Consider the following 16,756-nt stretch of genomic DNA (forward strand, 5'->3'; position numbering starts at 1 on the left):
GACACCCCATGCCCACCGGCGACGACCTCCGCGCCCTGCGCCGCACCCGCGGCCTCACCCTCGCCGAGGCCGCCGGCCGCGTGGGCCGCTCCATCGGCTGGCTCAGTCAGGTCGAACGCGGCCGCTCCACCCCCGACCCGGACGACCTCGCCAGCTTGGCCCGCGCCATGGACGCCCCCCTGTCCCTCCTCGCCCCCCGCGGCCCCGAGGCCGAACGGGGCCGCATCGTGCGAACAGCCCACCGCCGCCCCCTCGGCGAGCGCGTCCTCGGCCTCACCGAATACCTCCTCTCCCCCGACCTCACCGACGGCTTCGAGGTGATCCACTCCACCTTCGCCCCCGGTGCTTGGCGCGACGACCCCGTCACCCGCGCCACCACCGAGATCGCCCACCTCGTCTCGGGCCGCCTCGACCTCACCATCGGCGGCGCCCCCTTCTCGCTCGCCCCCGGCGACACCGCCCGCATCCGCGGCGAGCCCTTCACCTGGGCCAACCCCTACCGGGAGCCGGCGGTCGCCATCTGGACCATCACACCCGCCCTCTACTCGCAGGACAGCCAATGCTAGATCAGGCCCGCATCGTCATCATCGGGGGCGGCGCCGTCGGCTGCTCGGCCCTGTGGCACCTCGCGAAGATGGGCCAGACCGACGCCCTCCTGCTCGAGCGCAACGAGCTGACCGCCGGCAGCACATGGCACGCCGCCGGCAACTGCCCGACCTTCGCGGGCTCCCTCGGCGTGATGAAGATGCAGCGCTACTCCGCCGACCTCTACCGCCGGCTGGAGCGGGAGACCGGCACCCCCTTCACCTACAACGTCACCGGGTCCGTCCGCCTCGCCCACACCGAGGACCGGATGCGCGAGTTCGAGCACGTCCGCAGTTGGGGCCGCCGCGAGGACATGCCCGTGGAGATGATGAGCGTGGCCGACATCGAAGACGCTTACCCCTTCATCGAGACCCACGACCTCCGGGGCGGCTTCTGGGACGCCCACGACGGCGACGCCGATCCTGCCAGCCTGACGCAGGCCTTCGCCACCGGCGCCCGCGCCCTCGGCGCCCGCATCCGCCGCCACTCGGCCGCGACGGGTATCCGCCGGGAAGGCGACGAGTGGGTGGTCGAGACGACGCAGGGCGACGTCCGCTGCGAGATCGTCGTCAATGCCGCCGGCTACTACGCCCAGCGCGTCGGCGCGTGGTTCGAGCCCTTCGGCGCCCGCCGTGTCCCGATGTGCGTGCTCCAGCACCAGTACCTGCTGACCGAAGAGATTCCCGAGCTGGAGGGGTGGACGCACGAGAACGGCCGCAAGGTCCCCCTCCTGCGCGACCCCGACGTCTCCTACTACCTGCGCCAGGAGAAGGCCGGCCTGAACCTCGGCCCCTACGAGCGCGGCGGCCAGGGCGCGTGGATGGACGGCTCGATGCCCGACGACTTCAGCTTCCAGCTCTACCCCGACGACCTCGACCGGCTGGAGCCGTACATCGAGGACGCCTGCGCCCGCGTCCCCCTGCTGGCCTCGGCGGGCATCAGCAAGGTCATCAACGGCCCCATCCCCTACGCCCCCGACGGCCTGCCGCTGGTCGGCCCCATGCCCGGCGTGCCGAACGCCTTCGAGGCCTGCGTCTTCACCTTCGGCATCGCCCAAGCGGGCGGCGCCGGAAAGGTGCTGGCCGAGTGGATCACCGAGGGCGCCACCGAGTGGGACATGTGGGCCGTCGACCCCCGCCGCTACGGAGGCCACCTCGGCCAGGACGCCGTAAATGCGCGCGGCCTGCAGGTCTACCGCCACGAATACGCCATCCACCACCCCCGCCACGCCTGGCCCGCGGGCCGCGACCTGCGCCTCTCGCCCGTGGACGACCGCATCCGCGCCGCCGGCGGCCAGATGGGCAGCTTCGGCGACTGGGAGCGCGCCCTCTGGTACGCCCGCCCCGGCGACGACACGTCGGAAGCCGCCTCTGAAACCTTTGATCGGAAGGGCCCGTGGTGGGACGCCGTGGCCGAGGAATGCGCCGCCGTGCGGGACTCCGTGGGCGTGATCGACATCTGCGGCTTCTCGCGCTTCAACCTCGATGGCGAGGGCGCCGCCGCGTGGCTGGAATCGAAGATGTCCGGCCGCCTGCCGAAGCCCGGCCGCGTGGGTCTCGCCTACTTCGCCGACCACCGGGGCCGCTGCGTGACCGAGATGAGCGTCATTCGCCACGGCACGGACCACTTTACCCTCATCACCGCCGCCGTGGCCCAGCTCCACGACCGCGACTGGCTGACGCGGGACATGCCCGAGGGCGTCACCCTCACCGACCACACGGATGCCTTCGACACCCTCCTCGTCACCGGCCCCGAGGCCCGCGTCCTGCTTCAGCGCATCGCCACCGACTACGACCTCGCGAAGCCCTGGCTCACCCACGGCACGGCGACGGTCGCGGGCCGGCCCTGCCACCTCGTCCGCGTCAGCTTCGCCGGCGACCTCGGCTGGGAGATCCACGCCGCGAACGAGCACGTCCCCGCCCTCTGGGACGCCGTGTCCGCGGCGGGCGCCCGCCCCTTCGGCATGATCGCCCTCGACTCCATGCGGCTCGAGAAGGGCTGGCTCGCGTGGAAGCAGGACCTGTCCACCGACTACACCCTGCGCGAACTCGGGCTCGCGCGCTTCATGCGCGACCCCGGCCCCGAGCCGGAGCGCCGCCTCGCCTTGCTCCGCTACGAGGGCGACCTCGATCCCCTCTACATGGCGAACGTCAGCGCGGGCGGCGCGATCGTCGGCGAGGTCACCTCCGCCGGCTGGGGCCACCGCAGCGGCATGGCCCTCGCCCTCGCCATGATCCCCGCCGGGCTGGACGAGGGCACGGCGCTCATCATCGACGTGTTCGGCGAATCCGTCCCCGCCAACGTCCTCGCCGGCCCCGCATGGGACGCCGACTTCGCCCGGATCCGCGCGTGACCCGCCCCGCCGTGATGTGCCCCTGCGTATGCACGGGGGGTGTACGGGGGGTGCACGGGGGGCGCCCCCCTGAATCCAGTGCTCTGGAGGCCCTCCGATGACCCCTCCCACCACCGCCCGCGTCGTCGTCATCGGCGGCGGCGTCGTTGGCTGCTCGGTCGCCTATCATCTGGCGAAACTCGGGTGGAATCCGGTACTTCTGGAGCGAAAGCGCCTCACCTCCGGCACCACATGGCACGCCGCCGGCCTCATCGCCCAGCTCCGCGCGACCCCCGCCATGACGCGGCTGGCCAAGTACAGCCAGGAACTCTACGGCACCCTCGAATCCGAGACCGGCGTCGCCACCGGCTTCCGTCGCTGCGGCTCCATCACCGTCGCGCTAACCCCCGCCCGCGCCGAGGAAATCCGCCGCCAGGCCGGCATGGCCCGCGCCTGGGGCGTGGAGGTCGAGGAGATCGGCGCCGCCGACGTGAAGGCCTGCTACCCACACCTGCGCACCGACGACGTGCAGGCCGCCGTCTGGCTGCCGAAGGACGGTCAGGGCGACCCCGCCAACATCGCCCACGCGCTGGCCAAGGGGGCGCGCCAGAACGGCGCGCAAGTGTTTGAGAACACGGCCCTGACCGGCGTCCGGCGGCAGGGCGACCGCGTCACCCACGTCGAGTGGCGGCAGGGTGAGGACACCGGCACCATCGCCTGCGATCACGTCGTCAACTGCGGCGGCATGTGGGCCCGCGACCTCGGGTGGATGCTCGGCGCCAACGTCCCCCTACAAGCCTGCGAGCACTTCTACATCGTCACGGAAGCCATTGAGAACCTTGGAACGCTGCCCGTCCTGCGCGTCCCCGACGAGTGCGCCTACTACAAGGAAGACGCGGGCAAGATGCTGCTCGGCGCCTTCGAGCCGGTGGCGAAACCGTGGGGTCCGATCCCCGAGGACTTCGAGTTCGACCAGCTCCCCGAGGACTTCGACCACTTCGAGCCGATCCTGGAACGCGCCGTCGCCCGCATGCCGATGCTGGAATCCGCCGGCATCCACACGTTCTTTAACGGTCCCGAAAGCTTTACCCCCGATGATGCGTACCACCTCGGACCGTGCCCCGGCACGGCCAACGTCTGGGTCGCGGCGGGCTTCAACTCCATCGGCATCCAGTCCGCCGGGGGTGCGGGGCTGGCGCTCTCGCAGTGGATGGAGGGCGGCGAGATGCCCTTCGACCTTGTGGACGTCGACGTCGCCCGGATGGAGCCGTTCCAGGGCAACCGCCGCTACCTGCGCGAGCGGGCGAGCGAGACGCTGGGCCTGCTCTATGCGGACCACTTCCCGTTCCGCCAGAAGGCGACGGCCCGGGGCGTGCGCCGCTCGCCGATCCACCGCGAGCTGCTCGACCGCGGCGCGGTGATGGGCGAACTGGCCGGCTGGGAGCGCGCCAACTGGTTCGCCCGCGAAGGTCAAGCGGCTGTCTACGACTACGACTGGCACCGCCCCGCGTGGTGGGAGAACCGCCGCGCGGAGCACATGGCGGTGCGCGAGGGCGTCGGCCTCTACGACATGTCCAGCTTCGGCAAGCTGCGCATCGAGGGCCGCGACGCCCTGCGCCTCCTCCTCATCGCCTGCGGCGCCGAGATGGACGTCGCCGCGGGCCGCATCGTCTACACCCAGATGCTCAACGCCCGCGGCGGCATCGAGGCCGACGTCACCGTCACCCGCCTCTCCGAGACCGCCTTCCTCATGGTCACCCCCGCCGCCACCCGCCTGCGCGACGAGACCCGCCTGCGCCGCCTCGCGGGTAACATGGCGGTCACGATCACCGACGTCACGGCCGGCGAGGCGGTGATGGCCGTGATGGGCCCGGACGCCCGCGCGGTGCTGGCCGATGCCTGCGCGGACGACATGAGCGACGCCGCGCAACCCTTTGGAACGGCACGGAACGTCGAGCTGGGCCTCGGCCTCGCGCGCCTTCACCGCGTTTCCTACGTAGGCGAGTTGGGCTACGAGGTCTACGTCTCCGCCGACATGGCCGCCCATGCCTTCGAGACACTCGTGGCGGCAGGCGATCCGCACGGGCTGCGCCTCGTCGGCCTCCACGCCATGGACACCCTGCGCATGGAGAAGGCGTTCCGCCACATGGGCCATGACATCACCCCCGAGGACCACGTCGTCGAGGCCGGCCTAGCCTTCGCCTGCCGCAAGTCGGGCGACTACGTCGGCGCGAATGCGGTTGCCGCCAAGCGCGAGAGCGGCCCCGCCCGCCGCCTCCTTCAGTTCCGCCTCCGCGACCCGGAGCCCGAGCTGCACCACGCCGAGCCGATCCTGCGCGACGGCGAGATGGTCGGCCACCTCACCTCGGGCGGCTACGGCCATGCCCTTGGGGCGGCCGTGGGGCTGGGCTACGTGCCCTGCGCGGGGGAAAAGGTCGCAGACTTGGTCGCCAGCCAGTGGGAGATCGAGATCGCCGGAACGCGCGTGGCGGCGGAGGCGTCGCTCCGCCCGATGTACGACCCTACCGGCGAGCGCATGCGCGCCTGACCCCGCAAACTCTTCCGAAGAGTTTGCCCCCGCCATTTCCTTGCCGAAGGAAATGGCCCCTCAGGGATAGAGGTCACCGAACTTCGCCTCGAGGTACCTCAACAATGGCTCCGCCGACGGCTCCGCGCCCGTCGCCTCGCGGATCGTGTCCCCCGGCATCCGCAGCGCCCCGAAGCGCTGCAGACGGTCCCGCAACCACTTCGTCGCAGGCGACGGATCGCCCGCGGCCAGCGATGCGTCGAGACCGGGAAGATCGCCGCGCAAGGCACTGAAAAGACAGCCGGCGTAGAGGTTGCCCAAGCTGTAGGTCGGGAAGTAGCCCATCAGCCCCACCGACCAGTGCACGTCCTGCATGAACCCGTTGGACGGCCTGTCCACCGCCACGCCGAAGTCCGCCGCGAAGCGCTCGTTCCAGGCCGCTTCCAGGTCGGCCACCTCCAGCTCTCCTCGGATCAGCGCGCGTTCCAGGTCGAAGCGCAGCATGACGTGGAGGTTGTAGTTCACCTCGTCCGCCTCGGTGCGGATGTAGCCGGCGCGCACGGCGTTCACCGCGCGGTAGAAGTCCCGCTCGCTGCCGACGCCGATGTCGCCGAACGTCTCGCGCATCCGTCCGAACAGCCAGCCGCAGAACGCCTCGGACCGGCCCATCTGGTTCTCGTAGGAGCGCGATTGGGACTCGTGCACGCCCATCGACACCCCACGCCCGATCGGCGTCAGCAGGTGCGCGGGGTCCACGCCCTGCTCGTAGGCGGCGTGGCCGACCTCGTGGATCGTGGAGTAGAGGCAGCTGAACGGATCGGCCTCGTCCACCCGCGTGGTGATCCGCACGTCGAGGCCGGAGCCGGAGGAGAACGGGTGCACCGCAAGGTCCAGCCGCCCGCGCCCGAAGTCGTATCCGAACCGCTCGGCGATCTCGCGCGAGAGCGCCAGTTGCGCGTCCTTCGGGAAGTGGCCCGCCAGCCGAGGCGCCGGCTCGGCGGCCAGGGCGCGGCGGCGCAGCTCCACCAGCCGGGGGCGCATCTCGGCGAACATGGCGGCCATCAGCGCGCCGTTCCCGCCCGGCTCGTAGTCCTGCACCAGCGCGTCGTAGGGATCGCCCTCGGACAGGGCTGCGGCCTCCTCGCGGCGCAGGCGCACGACCTCTGAGAGCACGGGGCGGAAGGCGTCGGCGTCCTCGTTCGCGCGGGCGCGGGCCCACTGTCCCTGGGCCAACGACGTGACGCGGGCGATCTCGGAGGCGAGCGCGGCGGGGACCCGACGGTTGCGCTCGAACGAGCGGCGCAGCTCGCGCAGGTTGGCCTCGGCGGCGAGGTCAGGCGCCTCGGCGGCCTCCAGCCACGCGCCGATGCGCGGGTCGGTGCGGCGTGCGTGCAGCACCTCCTCCAGCGCGCCCATCTCTTCGGCCCTTTGGGGCGCGGCCCCGGGGGGCATCACCGTCTCCTGGTCCCAGCCGGTGCGGCCCGCCACGGCCGCCAGCGCCTCGGTGGTGCGCTGAAACGCCATGAGCTGGTCGTAGGGCGAGGTGCGGGTGGGCGCGTTCATGGCTGTCTCACGGATTGGGGGAGCGGTGTGCCGGCACGATGCCGCGCGCGGATCACGAGCACCAGCAGCACCACGGCGCCGAGCTGGTGGACGATCGCGAAGTACCACGGGGACGAGTACATCACCGTCACGACCCCGAGCACGATCTGCAGCACGGTCATGTGCAGCGCGGCGGTGAAGGCCAGCCGCGTCTTGCGGTGGGCCGAGCGGCGCGCGGCGACGGCGGCGGCAATCACCAGCCCCAGCAGCGCGTAGCCCCAGAGGCGGTGGAAGAACTGCACCGTGCCGTCGTTCTCGAACAGGTTGCGCCACCACGGCTCCAGCGCCCACATGTCTGGCGGCGTCAGGCCCCCGGCCATCAGCGGCCAGTCGGTGTAGTTGCGCCCGGCGTCGATCCCCGCGACCAGCGCGCCCAAGATCACTTGGAACAGCACCGCGGCGATCAGCACCGTGCCCCACGTCGCGAGGCGCGGCTCGGCCAAGCGGCGGGCCTGCAGGAGGTCCGCGGCGGAGCGCGACAGGTCGAGCATGAACCACGCGATGAGCCCTAGGATCACGAAGGCCAGCCCGAGATGCGTGGCGAGGCGGTAGGACGCCACGTCGAGCATCGTGCCCTCCAGCCCCGAGGAGACCATCCACCAGCCGATCGCCCCTTGGAGGCCGCCGAGCGCGCCCAGGAGCACGAGGCGTCCGGTCCAGCCGGGCGGGATCTTCTTCGTCGCCAGCAGACCGACGAATCCCAGCAGCCACACGAGGCCGATCACGCGGCCGAGCTGCCGGTGCCCCCACTCCCACCAGTAGATGGTCTGGAACTCGGCCAGCGTCATGCCGCGGTTCTGGAGCTGGTACTCGGGGATCGCGCGGTAGAGCGCGAACTCCGCCTCCCACGCCTCGGCCGACAGGGGCGGCAGTGCACCGGTGACGGGTCGCCATTCGGTGATCGAGAGGCCGGAGTCGGTCAGGCGCGTCAGGCCGCCCACGGCGATCATGGCGACCACCAGCGCGAAGAGGACCGCGAGGAAGACGCGCACCGCGCCCCGGTCGCCGCGCCTGCCGGCGTCGATGCCGCCCGCCCGCGCCTCGGCCCGCGCGCCGGTACCGACATCCTCGAAGATCGCCCGTTTCGCCATGTCCACCTCCGTCGCGGAGGACTTAAGGGTTTCGCGGCGGGGGCGCATCCCCCGCGTCGCGCGGCGCCGCGTCGCGGCCGGCCCAGCGGACCATCTGGCGCATCATGCCGTGGAAGGTCTGCACGTCGGCGCGCGTCAGCGGCATCCGCGACCAGAGGTTGCGCAGGTTGCGCTTCATCGCGGGCGCCTTGCCCGCCGGGAAGAAGAAGCCCGCCTCGTCCAGCCGCTCCTCGAAGTGGTCCCCCAGCGCCGCCATCTCGGCCGCGCTGGCCCACTCGGTCCCGGCCATCTCGACGGCGGGGGCGGCGACGCCCCGGGTGCGGCGCCATTCGTAGCCCATCAGGAGCACGCATTGCGCGAGGTTCAGCGACGGAAAGGCGGGGTTGGTCGGCACCGAGACGATGGCATTGGCGAGCGCCACGTCGTCGTTCTCCAGCCCCGTGCGCTCGGGGCCGAAGAGGACGGCCACGCGCTGGCCTTCCGCGATGCGGCGTGCCGCCTCGCGCATGGCCGCCTCGGGGTCGTACACCGGCTTGGTCAGGTCGCGGTCGCGTGCGGTCGTTGCCAGAACCCAGTGCGCCCCCGCCACGGCGTCCGCGGTGGTGTCCGAGACCACGGCGGCGTCCAGCACCCGGCCCGCGCCGGAGGCCAGCGCCACGGCGCGCTCGTTCGGCCAGCCGTCGCGGGGGGCGACGACGCGCATGCGCTCCAGCCCGAAGTTCAGCATGGCGCGCGCGGCGGCGCCGACGTTCTCGCCCATCTGCGGGCGCACGAGCACGAAGTCGGGAGTGTCCATGGCCGCCGCGCCTAGCGCCGCCGCGCTTGCGGCGCAACGGTGCGCGCGATACCCCCCGCCCCATGGACGCCCCCCGGATCTACCTCGTCACGCCGCCCGAGATCGACGCCGCCTTCGCAGGCCGCCTCCGCGCCGTGCTCGACGCTCACGACGTGGCCTGCCTGCGCCTCGCTCTCGCCACGCAGGACCGCGACCGCATCACCCGCGCCGCCGACATGGTGCGCGAGGTGGCGCACCCGTTCGAGGTGCCGCTGGTGATCGCCGACCACGCCGCGCTGGTGGAGCCGCTGGGACTGGACGGCGTGCACCTCACCGACCCCCGATCCTTGCGCAAGCTGCGCGCCGACTGGGGCGACGACCCGATCATCGGCGCGTTCTGCGGCACGTCCCGCCACGACGGGATGGTGGCCGGCGAGAACGGAGCCGACTACGTGGCGTTCGGCCCCGTGGGCGCGAGCCTTGGCGCGGGCGAGCCCGCGGGGCGCGATCTCTTCGCGTGGTGGTCCGAGATGGTGGAGGTGCCGGTGGTGGCCGAGGGCAACCTCGACCCGGCCGCGGTGGAATCCCTGCGCGACGCCACCGACTTCCTCGCGCTCGGCGAGGAGGTGTGGTCGGCCGAGGACGCGGCGGCGCGGCTGGCGGAGATCCTCGCGCCGCTGCGGTGAGCTACTTGCTCGTGTCGAAGTGCATGTCGGAGTGCATGAACGCCGCGCGGTCCTCCAGCGAGGGGATCGCGGCGCCGCAGCCGGCCAGCAGGAGGACGGCGGCGGCAGCCAGGAGGCACGCCGCCAGTCGGTTCGGGTATCGGGTCATCGGTTCAACTCCGGACGCGCCCGCGGCCCGTCCATTGCCCCTCGCGGCCCGAACCTAGCACAATTCGGGCACCTCGCGGTCCGCGGCCGTTCCCCCCGCCCGCGCGTCCAGGGCTTCGCGCAGTCCCTCGCGCACCCGCTCCTCGGCCGCCCGCGCGAGCGCCTTGCGCCCCTCGAACGCCGCGACCGGCATCGGCTCGTGATAGATCACCTCGACGTGCCCCTGCCGCCGCCGCGCCAGCACCCGCAGGACCGCCTCGGCGAAGCCCGCCTCGCCCCACCACCCGTAGAAGGCCGGATCGGCGCCCGCGGGCGCGTGGTAGGCGAGCGTGACGGGCTGCACGTGCATCCGCTCGCGCAAAGTCTCCGAGAACAGCGCGGCGAAGAGCGTGGGCTTGAAGGCGAGGACGCGCAGGCCATCGGTGCTGGTGCCCTCGGGGAAGAACAGGAGACGGTGGCCGGCGCGGAGGCGCCGCTCGAACAGGGCGGCCTGCCGGGCCGCCTCGCGCGGGTCGCGGCGGATGAACACGGTGCCGGTGGCGCGGGCCAACCAGCCGATCGCGGGCCATCCCGCCACCTCGTGCTTCGACACGAAATAGATGCGCTTCGACGCATTCAGCGCGAAGATGTCGAGCCACGACGCGTGGTTCGCCACGCAGATCCCGTCGCGCCGCATCACCCGGCCCCGCACGCGGCGCGGCAGGCCGAGGAGGCGGAACGCGGCGCGGCACACGAACTGGGTCACGTAGGGCGTCACCGGGCGGCGCAGACCGCATAGGGGCCGCTCCGCCACGCGCAGGAGCAGCAGCACCGCGAGCCCACCGGCCAGCACGAGCGCCAGCGGCACGCCCCGGCGCAGCACCCGCAGCCAGTCCCGCGCGCCGAGCTGCGGAGGCGCGAGCTGCGGCGCCGCGTCCCAGGAGATCACCGCGGGCGCTCCGCAAGGCGCCGCAGCGCCGCCGGCGGCCGCAGGCGCGCGAGGTCGAGCACGAGGCACACGTCCACGCAGTCCATGGCGCGGTCGACCCAGGCCCCCTCGCCCACCCAGGCGCCCGCGCGCAGGTAGCTCTTGAGGATCGGCGGCACCCGCCGCATGTCGCCGGGCCGCCCGCCCTCGCCCACCGTCACCGCCTCGGGTCCGCGGGCGCGGGGGCGCAGGGCATCGGGCGCAAGGGCCGCGGCCCGCAGGGCGCGCAGGGCGGGCATGTGCGCCTCGGGGTCCGCGCCGGGCAGCGAGCCGGTGCCCACCACCAGTTCCACTCCGCGCGCCCGCAGGCGCTCCACCGCGGCCGCCAGCAGCGCCACGGCACCGGCCCCGCCCCGGTAGGCGGGCGCCACGCACATGCGTCCCAGCTCGCCCATGCGCCTGCCGCTGCGCTCCAGCTTCGAGATGTCGAACTCGCCGGCCGTGTAGCGCGCGCCCTCGGCCAGCCGCAGCGTGGCGATCACCGCGCCGCCTTCGCCGCGCAGCACCATGTGCTCGGCCTCGGCGTCGAAGCGGTCCGCCTCGGCACCCGCATCGGCGCCCAGCTCGTCCACGAACACCGCGCGGCGCAGCGCGGCGGCGGCCGCGATCTCGGGGCCGGAGGCGACGTGCGGGGCGTGCGGCAGCATGGCGGCGCAGTAGCGCCCGCCCCCGCCCCGCGCAACCGCGCCGGTTAGCCCGGATCGACCACGAGCTGCACGTGCCTCCCGTCGATGGTGCGCTTGCCCGCATGCTCGAAGTTCACGGTCACCTTGCCGCCGATGTTGGACTGCACCTGCCCGCGCCCCCAATCCTCGGCGCCGGGGTGGCGCACGAGCATTCCGGGCTCCAGAAAGGCGTTGAGATCGTGCGAATCCACCACGGGGAGGCCTCCATGTCAGACACACGTCCTAGCGCATCCGATGCCGCCGGCCAGCCCGACCTCGCCGCCCTGCTCGGCTCGCGCATCTGCCACGACCTCGCCGGACCGCTGGGCGCCGTGGCGAACGGGCTGGAGCTGCTGGAGATGGCCCACGGCGAAAGCGAGGAGCTGGCGCTGGTGCGGGGCGCGGTGGACGCGGGCCTGGCTCGGCTGCGGCTGTTCCGCCTCGCCTTCGGCGCGGGCGGCGGCGACGGCCCGGTGCCCGCGCGCGAGGTGTCGGCACTGCTGACGTCGGTCTACGGGGACACGCGCATCGAGGCGGCATGGCGCGACGCGGGCGACCGCCCTCGCGCGGAGATGCGGCTGGCGCTGCTGGCCCTCCTGTGCGTCGAGACGGCGATGCCCCGAGGCGGGCGCATCGAAGTGCGGCGCGACGCAGAGGCCTGGGCGATCCGGGCCGAGGCCGAGCGCCTGCGCATCGACCACCTGCTGTGGGAGGCGTTGGGCCGCGCCGCCCTGCCCGCGGACCTGCGCGGCGCCGAGGTGCAGTTCGGCCTGCTCGCCGCCGAGTCGCGCGCCCTGCGCCGACCCGTCTCGGTGGAAGCCGACGAGCGGCGCCTCGCGCTGGTGGTCTAGCCCATCGGACGCAGGCCGGCGCGGAACGCCGCCGCCTTCGCGCGGTAGCCCGCCGCCGAGCCGAGCAGCGCCGCCACCGCCGCCTCGTCGAGCTGGCGCACCACCTTGCCCGGCGCGCCCACGACCAGCGCGCCCGGCGGGATCACCTTTCCTTCCGGGATCAGCGCGTTCGCCCCGATCAGCGCCCCCGCCCCGATAACCGCGCCGTTCAGCACCGTCGCCCCCATGCCGATCAGCGCGCCGTCCTCGACGGTGCAGCCGTGCAGGATGGCCCGGTGGCCCACGGTGACGTCCGCGCCCACCGTGAGCGGGCAGCCCGGATCGGTGTGGAAGACGCAGCTCTCCTGCACGTTCGAGCCGCGCCCGACCACGATCGGCTCGTTGTCGCCGCGCAGGGTGGCGCCGAACCAGACCGAGGACTCGGCCTCCAGCCGCACCCGGCCGATCACGTTGGCGTCGGGCGCCACCCAGGCGTCGGGGGCGATCTCGGGGGCGATGCCGTCCAGCGAGTAGATCATCGGGCCGCGAACTCCTCCATCAGGCCGCCCACGTGGGCGGTGAGCCAGGGCTGGCGGACGCGGCGCAGGCGCTCGGCGCGCAGGATCGTGCGCAGCCGCTCCTCGCAGGCGTCGGCGTCGTCGTTCACCAGCACGTAGTCGTACTCGGCCCAGTGGCTGATCTCTACGGCCGACTTCTCCATGCGGCCCCGGATCACGTCGTCGCTGTCCTGCCCGCGCTCGCGCAGGCGGCGCTCCAGCTCCCGGATCGAGGGCGGCAGGATGAAGATCGAGATCACGTCGGCCCGCAGCGCGGAGTTGGCGATCTGCTGGGCGCCCTGCCAGTCGATGTCGAAGATCACGTCCCGCCCCTCGCCGAGCGCCGTCTCCACGGGCGCGCGGGGCGAGCCGTAGTGGTTCCCGAACACCTCGGCGTGCTCCAGCATCTCGCCGTCAAGCACGAGGCGGCCGAACTCGTCGCGCGAGCGGAAGTAGTAGTGGATGCCCTCCACCTCGCCGGGGCGCGGCGGGCGCGTAGTGGCCGAGACGCTGAAGGTCAGCGTCGGGTCCCAGGCCATCAGGCGCCGCGCCATGGTGGACTTTCCGGCCCCGGACGGGCTGGAGAGGATCACGGCGAGGCCGCGGCGGCGGGCGGCGGCGGCGCTCATTCGACGTTCATGGCCTGCTCGCGCAGGCGGTCGATGGCGGCCTTCATCTCAAGCCCCACGGCAGTGAGCCCTGCGTGCGCGGACTTCGAGCAGAGCGTGTTCGCCTCGCGCACGAACTCCTGCACGAGGAAGTCGAGGCGGCGGCCCACGGGGCCTTCGGCGTCCAGCAGGTCGCGCGCGGCGGCCACGTGGACGCGCAGGCGGTCCAGCTCCTCGGCCACGTCGCCGCGCACGAGCAGCAGGGCCACCTCGGCCTCGATGCGCGCGCCGTCCGCCTGCGCGCCGAGCCGCGCGAGCGCTTCGCGCAGCGCCGCGGCGGCGGCCTCGGCCCGCTCGGGGCCGAGCGCGTCGGCCCGTGCCACGAGGGCCTCGATCGCGTCCACCTGCGCGGCGAGGATCGTGCGCAGCGCCTCGCCCTCCTTCGCGCGCGCGGCGTCGAACGCCTCGACCAGCGAGGCGAGTTCGGCCTTCAGGTCCCCGAGCGACACCTCCGCCGCGGCACCCGCGCCCCACACGCCCGGCAGCGCGAGGATGCGGGCCGGGTCGGTGGCCACGAGGTCGAGATGACGCGCCGCGGCGCGGTCCGACACGGCGGCGACGGCATCGAGCGCCGCTTCCAGCGCGGCAGGGTCGAGGCGCGGCCCGGCGGCTTCGTCGCCGCCGAGGCGCAGCGAGAGCGTCAGGCTGCCCCGTGCGACGCGCGCCTGCAGCAGCCGGCGGGCCTCGGGCTCCAGCCCCGCGGGGCGGTCGGGCAGGCGGAAGCGCAGGTCCAGCCCGCGGCCGTTCACGCCCCGCAGCTCCCAGCGCCGCCCCGGCGCATCCAGCGCCGCGTATCCCGTCATGGACTTCACCGGCCCCGCCTAGCCCCTGGCCCCGGCGGCGGCAAGCGGGGCCGCGCTCGCCCGGAAGGCGAGAGACACGTTAACCAGCAGTCAAGGAATTGCGGGCATTTCGAACGGACGAGGGCTACCTTTCGGGTCCTGCGACCGCGGCTCCCGTTCGGGGTCCGCACGCGGGCCGAATGCGGAGGGGGCGATCATGGGCGACTTCGACTACGGAGGGTACGGCGGCGCGGGCAGCTTCGGCGCCTCCCGCGGTCCGGGCGCGCCGGGCGGCGACGCGGCGCCCGCCTCGCCGATCCTCGCCCGCGCCTGGGCGCTCTGGTCCGCGATGCGCGAGGACGGCGCCCTGCCCCTGCGCACGGATCTCGACCCGATGGCCATGCGGACGATCCTCGGCCACGCGGTGATGCTGGAGCGGGTGCGCCCCGGCACGGTGCGCGTGCGCCTCGGGGGGCGCGTCGCCAACGGCGTGATGGGGATGGAGCTGCGCGGCCTGCCCGTGCGCGCCTTCTTCGAGACCGACCAGCGCGCCCGCGCCGTGCGGCTGTTCGAGCGCCCCTTCGCCGAATCGGCCTCGCTCGAGCTGGACCTCATCTCGCCGGGCGCGGAGGGGCCGCTGGCCGCGCGAATGCTGGTGCTGCCCCTGTGCGAGGCGTCGGGCCGGGTGTGCCGCGCGCTCGGGGTGCTGGTGCCGGACCGGGTGGTGGTGGAGGGGCCGCGCCGCTTCGCGATCCTGCGCGACCACGTCGCGCCGCTGCTGGCCCCGCGGCCCGCGCGCCGCCCCGTGCTCGCCGAGGCCGCCGAGGCGCAGGCGCCCTACCGTCCCGGCCCGCCGCACCTGCGCGTGGTCAAGTAGCCCTCGGGCCGCGGGCGTGCGCGTGCGATCCCGAAGGTGATGCCCGCCGCCGCGATCCGACGCGGCGGCGGGCAGGGTCTCAAACGAACTCGACCTGGTCCGAGATCTGGTGGAACCGGTCGAGGCCGCGCAGCAGCAGCTCGTCCTCGCCGAAGTCCAGCAGGAGCCCGTCGTCGGTGATCTCGCCGTACCGGCCCACGACCTGCCAGATGCCGAGGTTCGCGTTGCCCCACAGGTTGTCGTCGAGCTTCAGGATGTCCTCGCCGTCGGTCATGTCGTTGACGACGTCCCGGTCGTAGCCCTTGCGGAAGATGAACGTGTCGTTGCCCTTGCTGCCGGTCATGGCGTCGTTGCCCGAGCCGCCCGCGAGGATGTCGTCGCCGCCGCCGCCGTTCATCAGGTCGCGGCCGTTGTAGCCCCACAGCACGTCGTCGCCGTTGTAGCCCAGCAGCCGGTCGAAGCCCGCGCCGCCCACGATCTTGTCGTTGCCCGCCTGCCCGTGGAGCCGGTCGTCGCCCGCCCCGCCGTTCAGCGTGTCGTCGTCGCGGCCGCCGATCAGCTTGTCGTCGCCGTGGCCGCCGTTGAGCCGGTCGTTGCCGTCGCTGCCGCGGAACACGTCGTTGCCGCCGCCGCCGTGCATGACGTCGTTGCCGCGCCCGCCGTCGACCCAGTCGGCGCCGTCGGGCCCGCGCTCGAACACGTCGCGGAACACGTCGTCGCCGTCGCGCAGCTCCACCCGGTCGCGGCCCCGGCCCGCGTTCACGACGTCGTCGCCGTCGCCCGCGTTGATGACGTCGTTTCCGTCGTCGCCCCAGACCTGGTCGTTGCCGTCCGACGTGACGATCCGGTCGTCGCCGTCGCCGCCGCGCACCTTGTCGTGGCCGGCGCCGGAGCGGATCAGGTCGTCGCCCGCGCCGCCTTCGACGCGGTCGTTGCCGCGCCCCGAGTCGACCACGTCGTCGCCGCCGCCGGCGCGGATCACGTCCGCCTTGTCGCCGGTGACGATGCGGTCGTCCGCGTTGCCCTTCTCGGTCGCGCCACTATTGGTCGTGCCGCTTCCGGCCGTCGGCGACGCGTCGTCGTCGGCGTCGGCAGTCTCCGTCCGGGAGGTGCCGCCGCCGCCGAGGATCTGCTCGTCCACGGAGCCCGCGGTGCCGCCGAACAGCTGCACGCCGAGCATCGACTGCGCACCGCCGAGGATGGTGTGCGTGCCGGTCTCGATGCCGATGCCGACATGCGTGTACTTGTCCTTGAGCATGTTCTCGTAGTGCGATGGGCTGTTCACCAGCGCGTCGAACACCTTCTGCACCTCGTCGAGCTGGTCGGCGTCGCCGTCGGCGCCGGCGATGCCGAGGTTCTCGCCCACGGTCGAGGGCGCCACGAAGTCGAAGCCCGCCGCGGTGGCGCGGTCGCGCGCGGAGGAGCCGTCGGGTCCGGTGTGGCTCCAGTGGTTCCGGGCCAGCAGCGTCTCGGCGTAGTCCTCGGCGGCCTCGTTGAGGTTCTTCTCGAGCGTCAGCTCCGCCTTGCCGTTCTTGCGGCGCAGGTCGTTGAGCATGTTCAGCATCGCGATTTCGAGGCTATCGGCGTTCGTCATGGCAGGTCGTCCCTCTATCCCCCCGCTTCCGCGGGCGTCCCCCGTTCGGCGGAGAACTGTTTCGCGTTTCA

At 73.2% G+C, this 16,756-nt stretch carries 17 protein-coding genes; 6 read left to right on the forward strand and 11 right to left on the reverse strand.

Annotated elements, in window-relative coordinates; all coding sequences use genetic code 11:
• The first annotated feature begins 8 nt into the window (after positions 1-8).
• The 3 genes from K3554_RS11380 (at position 9) to K3554_RS11390 (ending at position 5,465) form a co-directional block, all read left to right on the forward strand.
• Entirely contained in the window at positions 9-566 is a 558-nt protein-coding gene (locus K3554_RS11380; protein ID WP_259940326.1) for a helix-turn-helix domain-containing protein, read from the forward strand.
• Positions 560-2,938: an FAD-dependent oxidoreductase gene (locus tag K3554_RS11385; RefSeq protein ID WP_259940327.1), complete on the forward strand. Its 2,379-nt coding sequence runs from the start codon at positions 560-562 to the stop codon at positions 2,936-2,938. The genes K3554_RS11380 and K3554_RS11385 overlap by 7 nt, the downstream gene beginning before the upstream one ends.
• A gap of 97 nt (positions 2,939-3,035) precedes the next feature.
• On the forward strand, positions 3,036-5,465 hold the full coding sequence (locus tag K3554_RS11390; RefSeq protein WP_259940328.1) for an FAD-dependent oxidoreductase: 2,430 nt from the start codon (positions 3,036-3,038) through the stop codon (positions 5,463-5,465).
• 60 nt (positions 5,466-5,525) lie between these two features.
• Here K3554_RS11390 and K3554_RS11395 read toward each other — a convergent pair whose 3' ends face one another.
• The 3 genes from K3554_RS11395 to K3554_RS11405 are packed head-to-tail and all read right to left on the reverse strand — an operon-like array spanning position 5,526 to position 8,933.
• Positions 5,526-7,007: a carboxypeptidase M32 gene (locus K3554_RS11395; RefSeq protein WP_259940330.1), complete on the reverse strand. Its 1,482-nt coding sequence runs from the start codon at positions 7,005-7,007 to the stop codon at positions 5,526-5,528.
• On the reverse strand, positions 7,004-8,137 hold the full coding sequence (ctaA, locus tag K3554_RS11400; RefSeq protein ID WP_259940332.1) for a heme A synthase: 1,134 nt from the start codon (positions 8,135-8,137) through the stop codon (positions 7,004-7,006). Before ctaA ends, K3554_RS11395 begins: the two co-directional genes overlap by 4 nt.
• A gap of 22 nt (positions 8,138-8,159) precedes the next feature.
• Positions 8,160-8,933: an RNA methyltransferase gene (locus K3554_RS11405; protein WP_259940334.1), complete on the reverse strand. Its 774-nt coding sequence runs from the start codon at positions 8,931-8,933 to the stop codon at positions 8,160-8,162.
• Positions 8,934-8,995: 62 nt separating this feature from the next.
• On the opposite strand from K3554_RS11405, the gene K3554_RS11410 reads away from it, so the two are divergent.
• The gene (locus tag K3554_RS11410; protein ID WP_259940336.1) at positions 8,996-9,598 is read left to right on the forward strand and encodes a thiamine phosphate synthase; all 603 of its coding nucleotides are present in this window, start codon (positions 8,996-8,998) and stop codon (positions 9,596-9,598) included.
• A 1-nt stretch (position 9,599) separates the two neighbouring features.
• Here the strand turns inward: K3554_RS11410 and K3554_RS11415 are convergent, their stop codons facing one another.
• The 4 genes from K3554_RS11415 to K3554_RS11430 are packed head-to-tail and all read right to left on the reverse strand — an operon-like array spanning position 9,600 to position 11,550.
• The gene (locus K3554_RS11415) at positions 9,600-9,746 is read right to left on the reverse strand and encodes a hypothetical protein (protein WP_259940338.1); all 147 of its coding nucleotides are present in this window, start codon (positions 9,744-9,746) and stop codon (positions 9,600-9,602) included.
• Positions 9,747-9,800: 54 nt separating this feature from the next.
• Positions 9,801-10,673, reverse strand: coding sequence for a 1-acyl-sn-glycerol-3-phosphate acyltransferase (locus tag K3554_RS11420; protein WP_259940340.1), 873 nt, complete (start codon positions 10,671-10,673; stop codon positions 9,801-9,803).
• Positions 10,670-11,359, reverse strand: a complete 690-nt coding sequence (locus tag K3554_RS11425; protein WP_259940342.1) for a GNAT family N-acetyltransferase — start codon at positions 11,357-11,359, stop codon at positions 10,670-10,672. The genes K3554_RS11420 and K3554_RS11425 overlap by 4 nt, the downstream gene beginning before the upstream one ends.
• A 44-nt stretch (positions 11,360-11,403) precedes the next feature.
• The gene (locus tag K3554_RS11430) at positions 11,404-11,550 is read right to left on the reverse strand and encodes a DUF3553 domain-containing protein (protein ID WP_259945904.1); all 147 of its coding nucleotides are present in this window, start codon (positions 11,548-11,550) and stop codon (positions 11,404-11,406) included.
• Positions 11,551-11,604: 54 nt separating this feature from the next.
• Between K3554_RS11430 and K3554_RS11435 the strand changes: the two genes are divergently transcribed.
• Positions 11,605-12,228, forward strand: a complete 624-nt coding sequence (locus tag K3554_RS11435) for a histidine phosphotransferase family protein (RefSeq protein WP_259940343.1) — start codon at positions 11,605-11,607, stop codon at positions 12,226-12,228.
• Here K3554_RS11435 and K3554_RS11440 read toward each other — a convergent pair.
• Genes K3554_RS11440 through K3554_RS11450 form a run of 3 tightly spaced genes read right to left on the reverse strand, consistent with a single transcriptional unit; the run spans position 12,225 to position 14,235 of the window.
• Complete coding sequence (locus K3554_RS11440) at positions 12,225-12,746, reverse strand: gamma carbonic anhydrase family protein (RefSeq protein WP_259940344.1); 522 nt, start codon at positions 12,744-12,746, stop codon at positions 12,225-12,227. The two genes, K3554_RS11435 and K3554_RS11440, sit on opposite strands and share 4 nt — an antisense overlap.
• Complete coding sequence (gmk, locus tag K3554_RS11445; protein ID WP_259940346.1) at positions 12,743-13,393, reverse strand: guanylate kinase; 651 nt, start codon at positions 13,391-13,393, stop codon at positions 12,743-12,745. Before gmk ends, K3554_RS11440 begins: the two co-directional genes overlap by 4 nt.
• On the reverse strand, positions 13,390-14,235 hold the full coding sequence (locus K3554_RS11450) for a YicC/YloC family endoribonuclease (protein WP_259945907.1): 846 nt from the start codon (positions 14,233-14,235) through the stop codon (positions 13,390-13,392). Before K3554_RS11450 ends, gmk begins: the two co-directional genes overlap by 4 nt.
• 196 nt (positions 14,236-14,431) lie before the next feature.
• Here K3554_RS11450 and K3554_RS11455 point away from each other — a divergent pair, with 196 nt between their 5' ends.
• Positions 14,432-15,091, forward strand: a complete 660-nt coding sequence (locus K3554_RS11455) for a PAS domain-containing protein (RefSeq protein ID WP_259940348.1) — start codon at positions 14,432-14,434, stop codon at positions 15,089-15,091.
• 79 nt (positions 15,092-15,170) lie between these two features.
• On the opposite strand, the gene K3554_RS11460 is transcribed toward K3554_RS11455, so the two are convergent.
• Positions 15,171-16,685 carry a CAP domain-containing protein gene (locus tag K3554_RS11460; protein ID WP_259940350.1) on the reverse strand — a complete coding sequence of 505 codons (1,515 nt, stop codon included), beginning with the start codon at positions 16,683-16,685 and terminating at the stop codon, positions 15,171-15,173.
• Positions 16,686-16,756 lie beyond the last annotated feature (71 nt).

Source organism: Jannaschia sp. W003 (assembly GCF_025144335.1).
Classification (GTDB): domain Bacteria; phylum Pseudomonadota; class Alphaproteobacteria; order Rhodobacterales; family Rhodobacteraceae; genus Jannaschia.

Coding starts and splice junctions, on each gene's coding strand:
- gmk (WP_259940346.1), bottom strand. CDS start 13,393: ATGAGCGCCGCCGCCGCCCGCCGCCGCGGCCTCGCCGTGATCCTCTCC.
- K3554_RS11440 (WP_259940344.1), bottom strand. CDS start 12,746: ATGATCTACTCGCTGGACGGCATCGCCCCCGAGATCGCCCCCGACGCC.
- K3554_RS11410 (WP_259940336.1), top strand. CDS start 8,996: ATGGACGCCCCCCGGATCTACCTCGTCACGCCGCCCGAGATCGACGCC.
- ctaA (WP_259940332.1), bottom strand. CDS start 8,137: ATGGCGAAACGGGCGATCTTCGAGGATGTCGGTACCGGCGCGCGGGCC.
- K3554_RS11435 (WP_259940343.1), top strand. CDS start 11,605: ATGTCAGACACACGTCCTAGCGCATCCGATGCCGCCGGCCAGCCCGAC.
- K3554_RS11430 (WP_259945904.1), bottom strand. CDS start 11,550: ATGCTCGTGCGCCACCCCGGCGCCGAGGATTGGGGGCGCGGGCAGGTG.
- K3554_RS11460 (WP_259940350.1), bottom strand. CDS start 16,685: ATGACGAACGCCGATAGCCTCGAAATCGCGATGCTGAACATGCTCAAC.
- K3554_RS11385 (WP_259940327.1), top strand. CDS start 560: ATGCTAGATCAGGCCCGCATCGTCATCATCGGGGGCGGCGCCGTCGGC.
- K3554_RS11450 (WP_259945907.1), bottom strand. CDS start 14,235: ATGACGGGATACGCGGCGCTGGATGCGCCGGGGCGGCGCTGGGAGCTG.
- K3554_RS11380 (WP_259940326.1), top strand. CDS start 9: ATGCCCACCGGCGACGACCTCCGCGCCCTGCGCCGCACCCGCGGCCTC.
- K3554_RS11405 (WP_259940334.1), bottom strand. CDS start 8,933: ATGGACACTCCCGACTTCGTGCTCGTGCGCCCGCAGATGGGCGAGAAC.
- K3554_RS11395 (WP_259940330.1), bottom strand. CDS start 7,007: ATGAACGCGCCCACCCGCACCTCGCCCTACGACCAGCTCATGGCGTTT.
- K3554_RS11415 (WP_259940338.1), bottom strand. CDS start 9,746: ATGACCCGATACCCGAACCGACTGGCGGCGTGCCTCCTGGCTGCCGCC.
- K3554_RS11455 (WP_259940348.1), top strand. CDS start 14,432: ATGGGCGACTTCGACTACGGAGGGTACGGCGGCGCGGGCAGCTTCGGC.
- K3554_RS11425 (WP_259940342.1), bottom strand. CDS start 11,359: ATGCTGCCGCACGCCCCGCACGTCGCCTCCGGCCCCGAGATCGCGGCC.
- K3554_RS11390 (WP_259940328.1), top strand. CDS start 3,036: ATGACCCCTCCCACCACCGCCCGCGTCGTCGTCATCGGCGGCGGCGTC.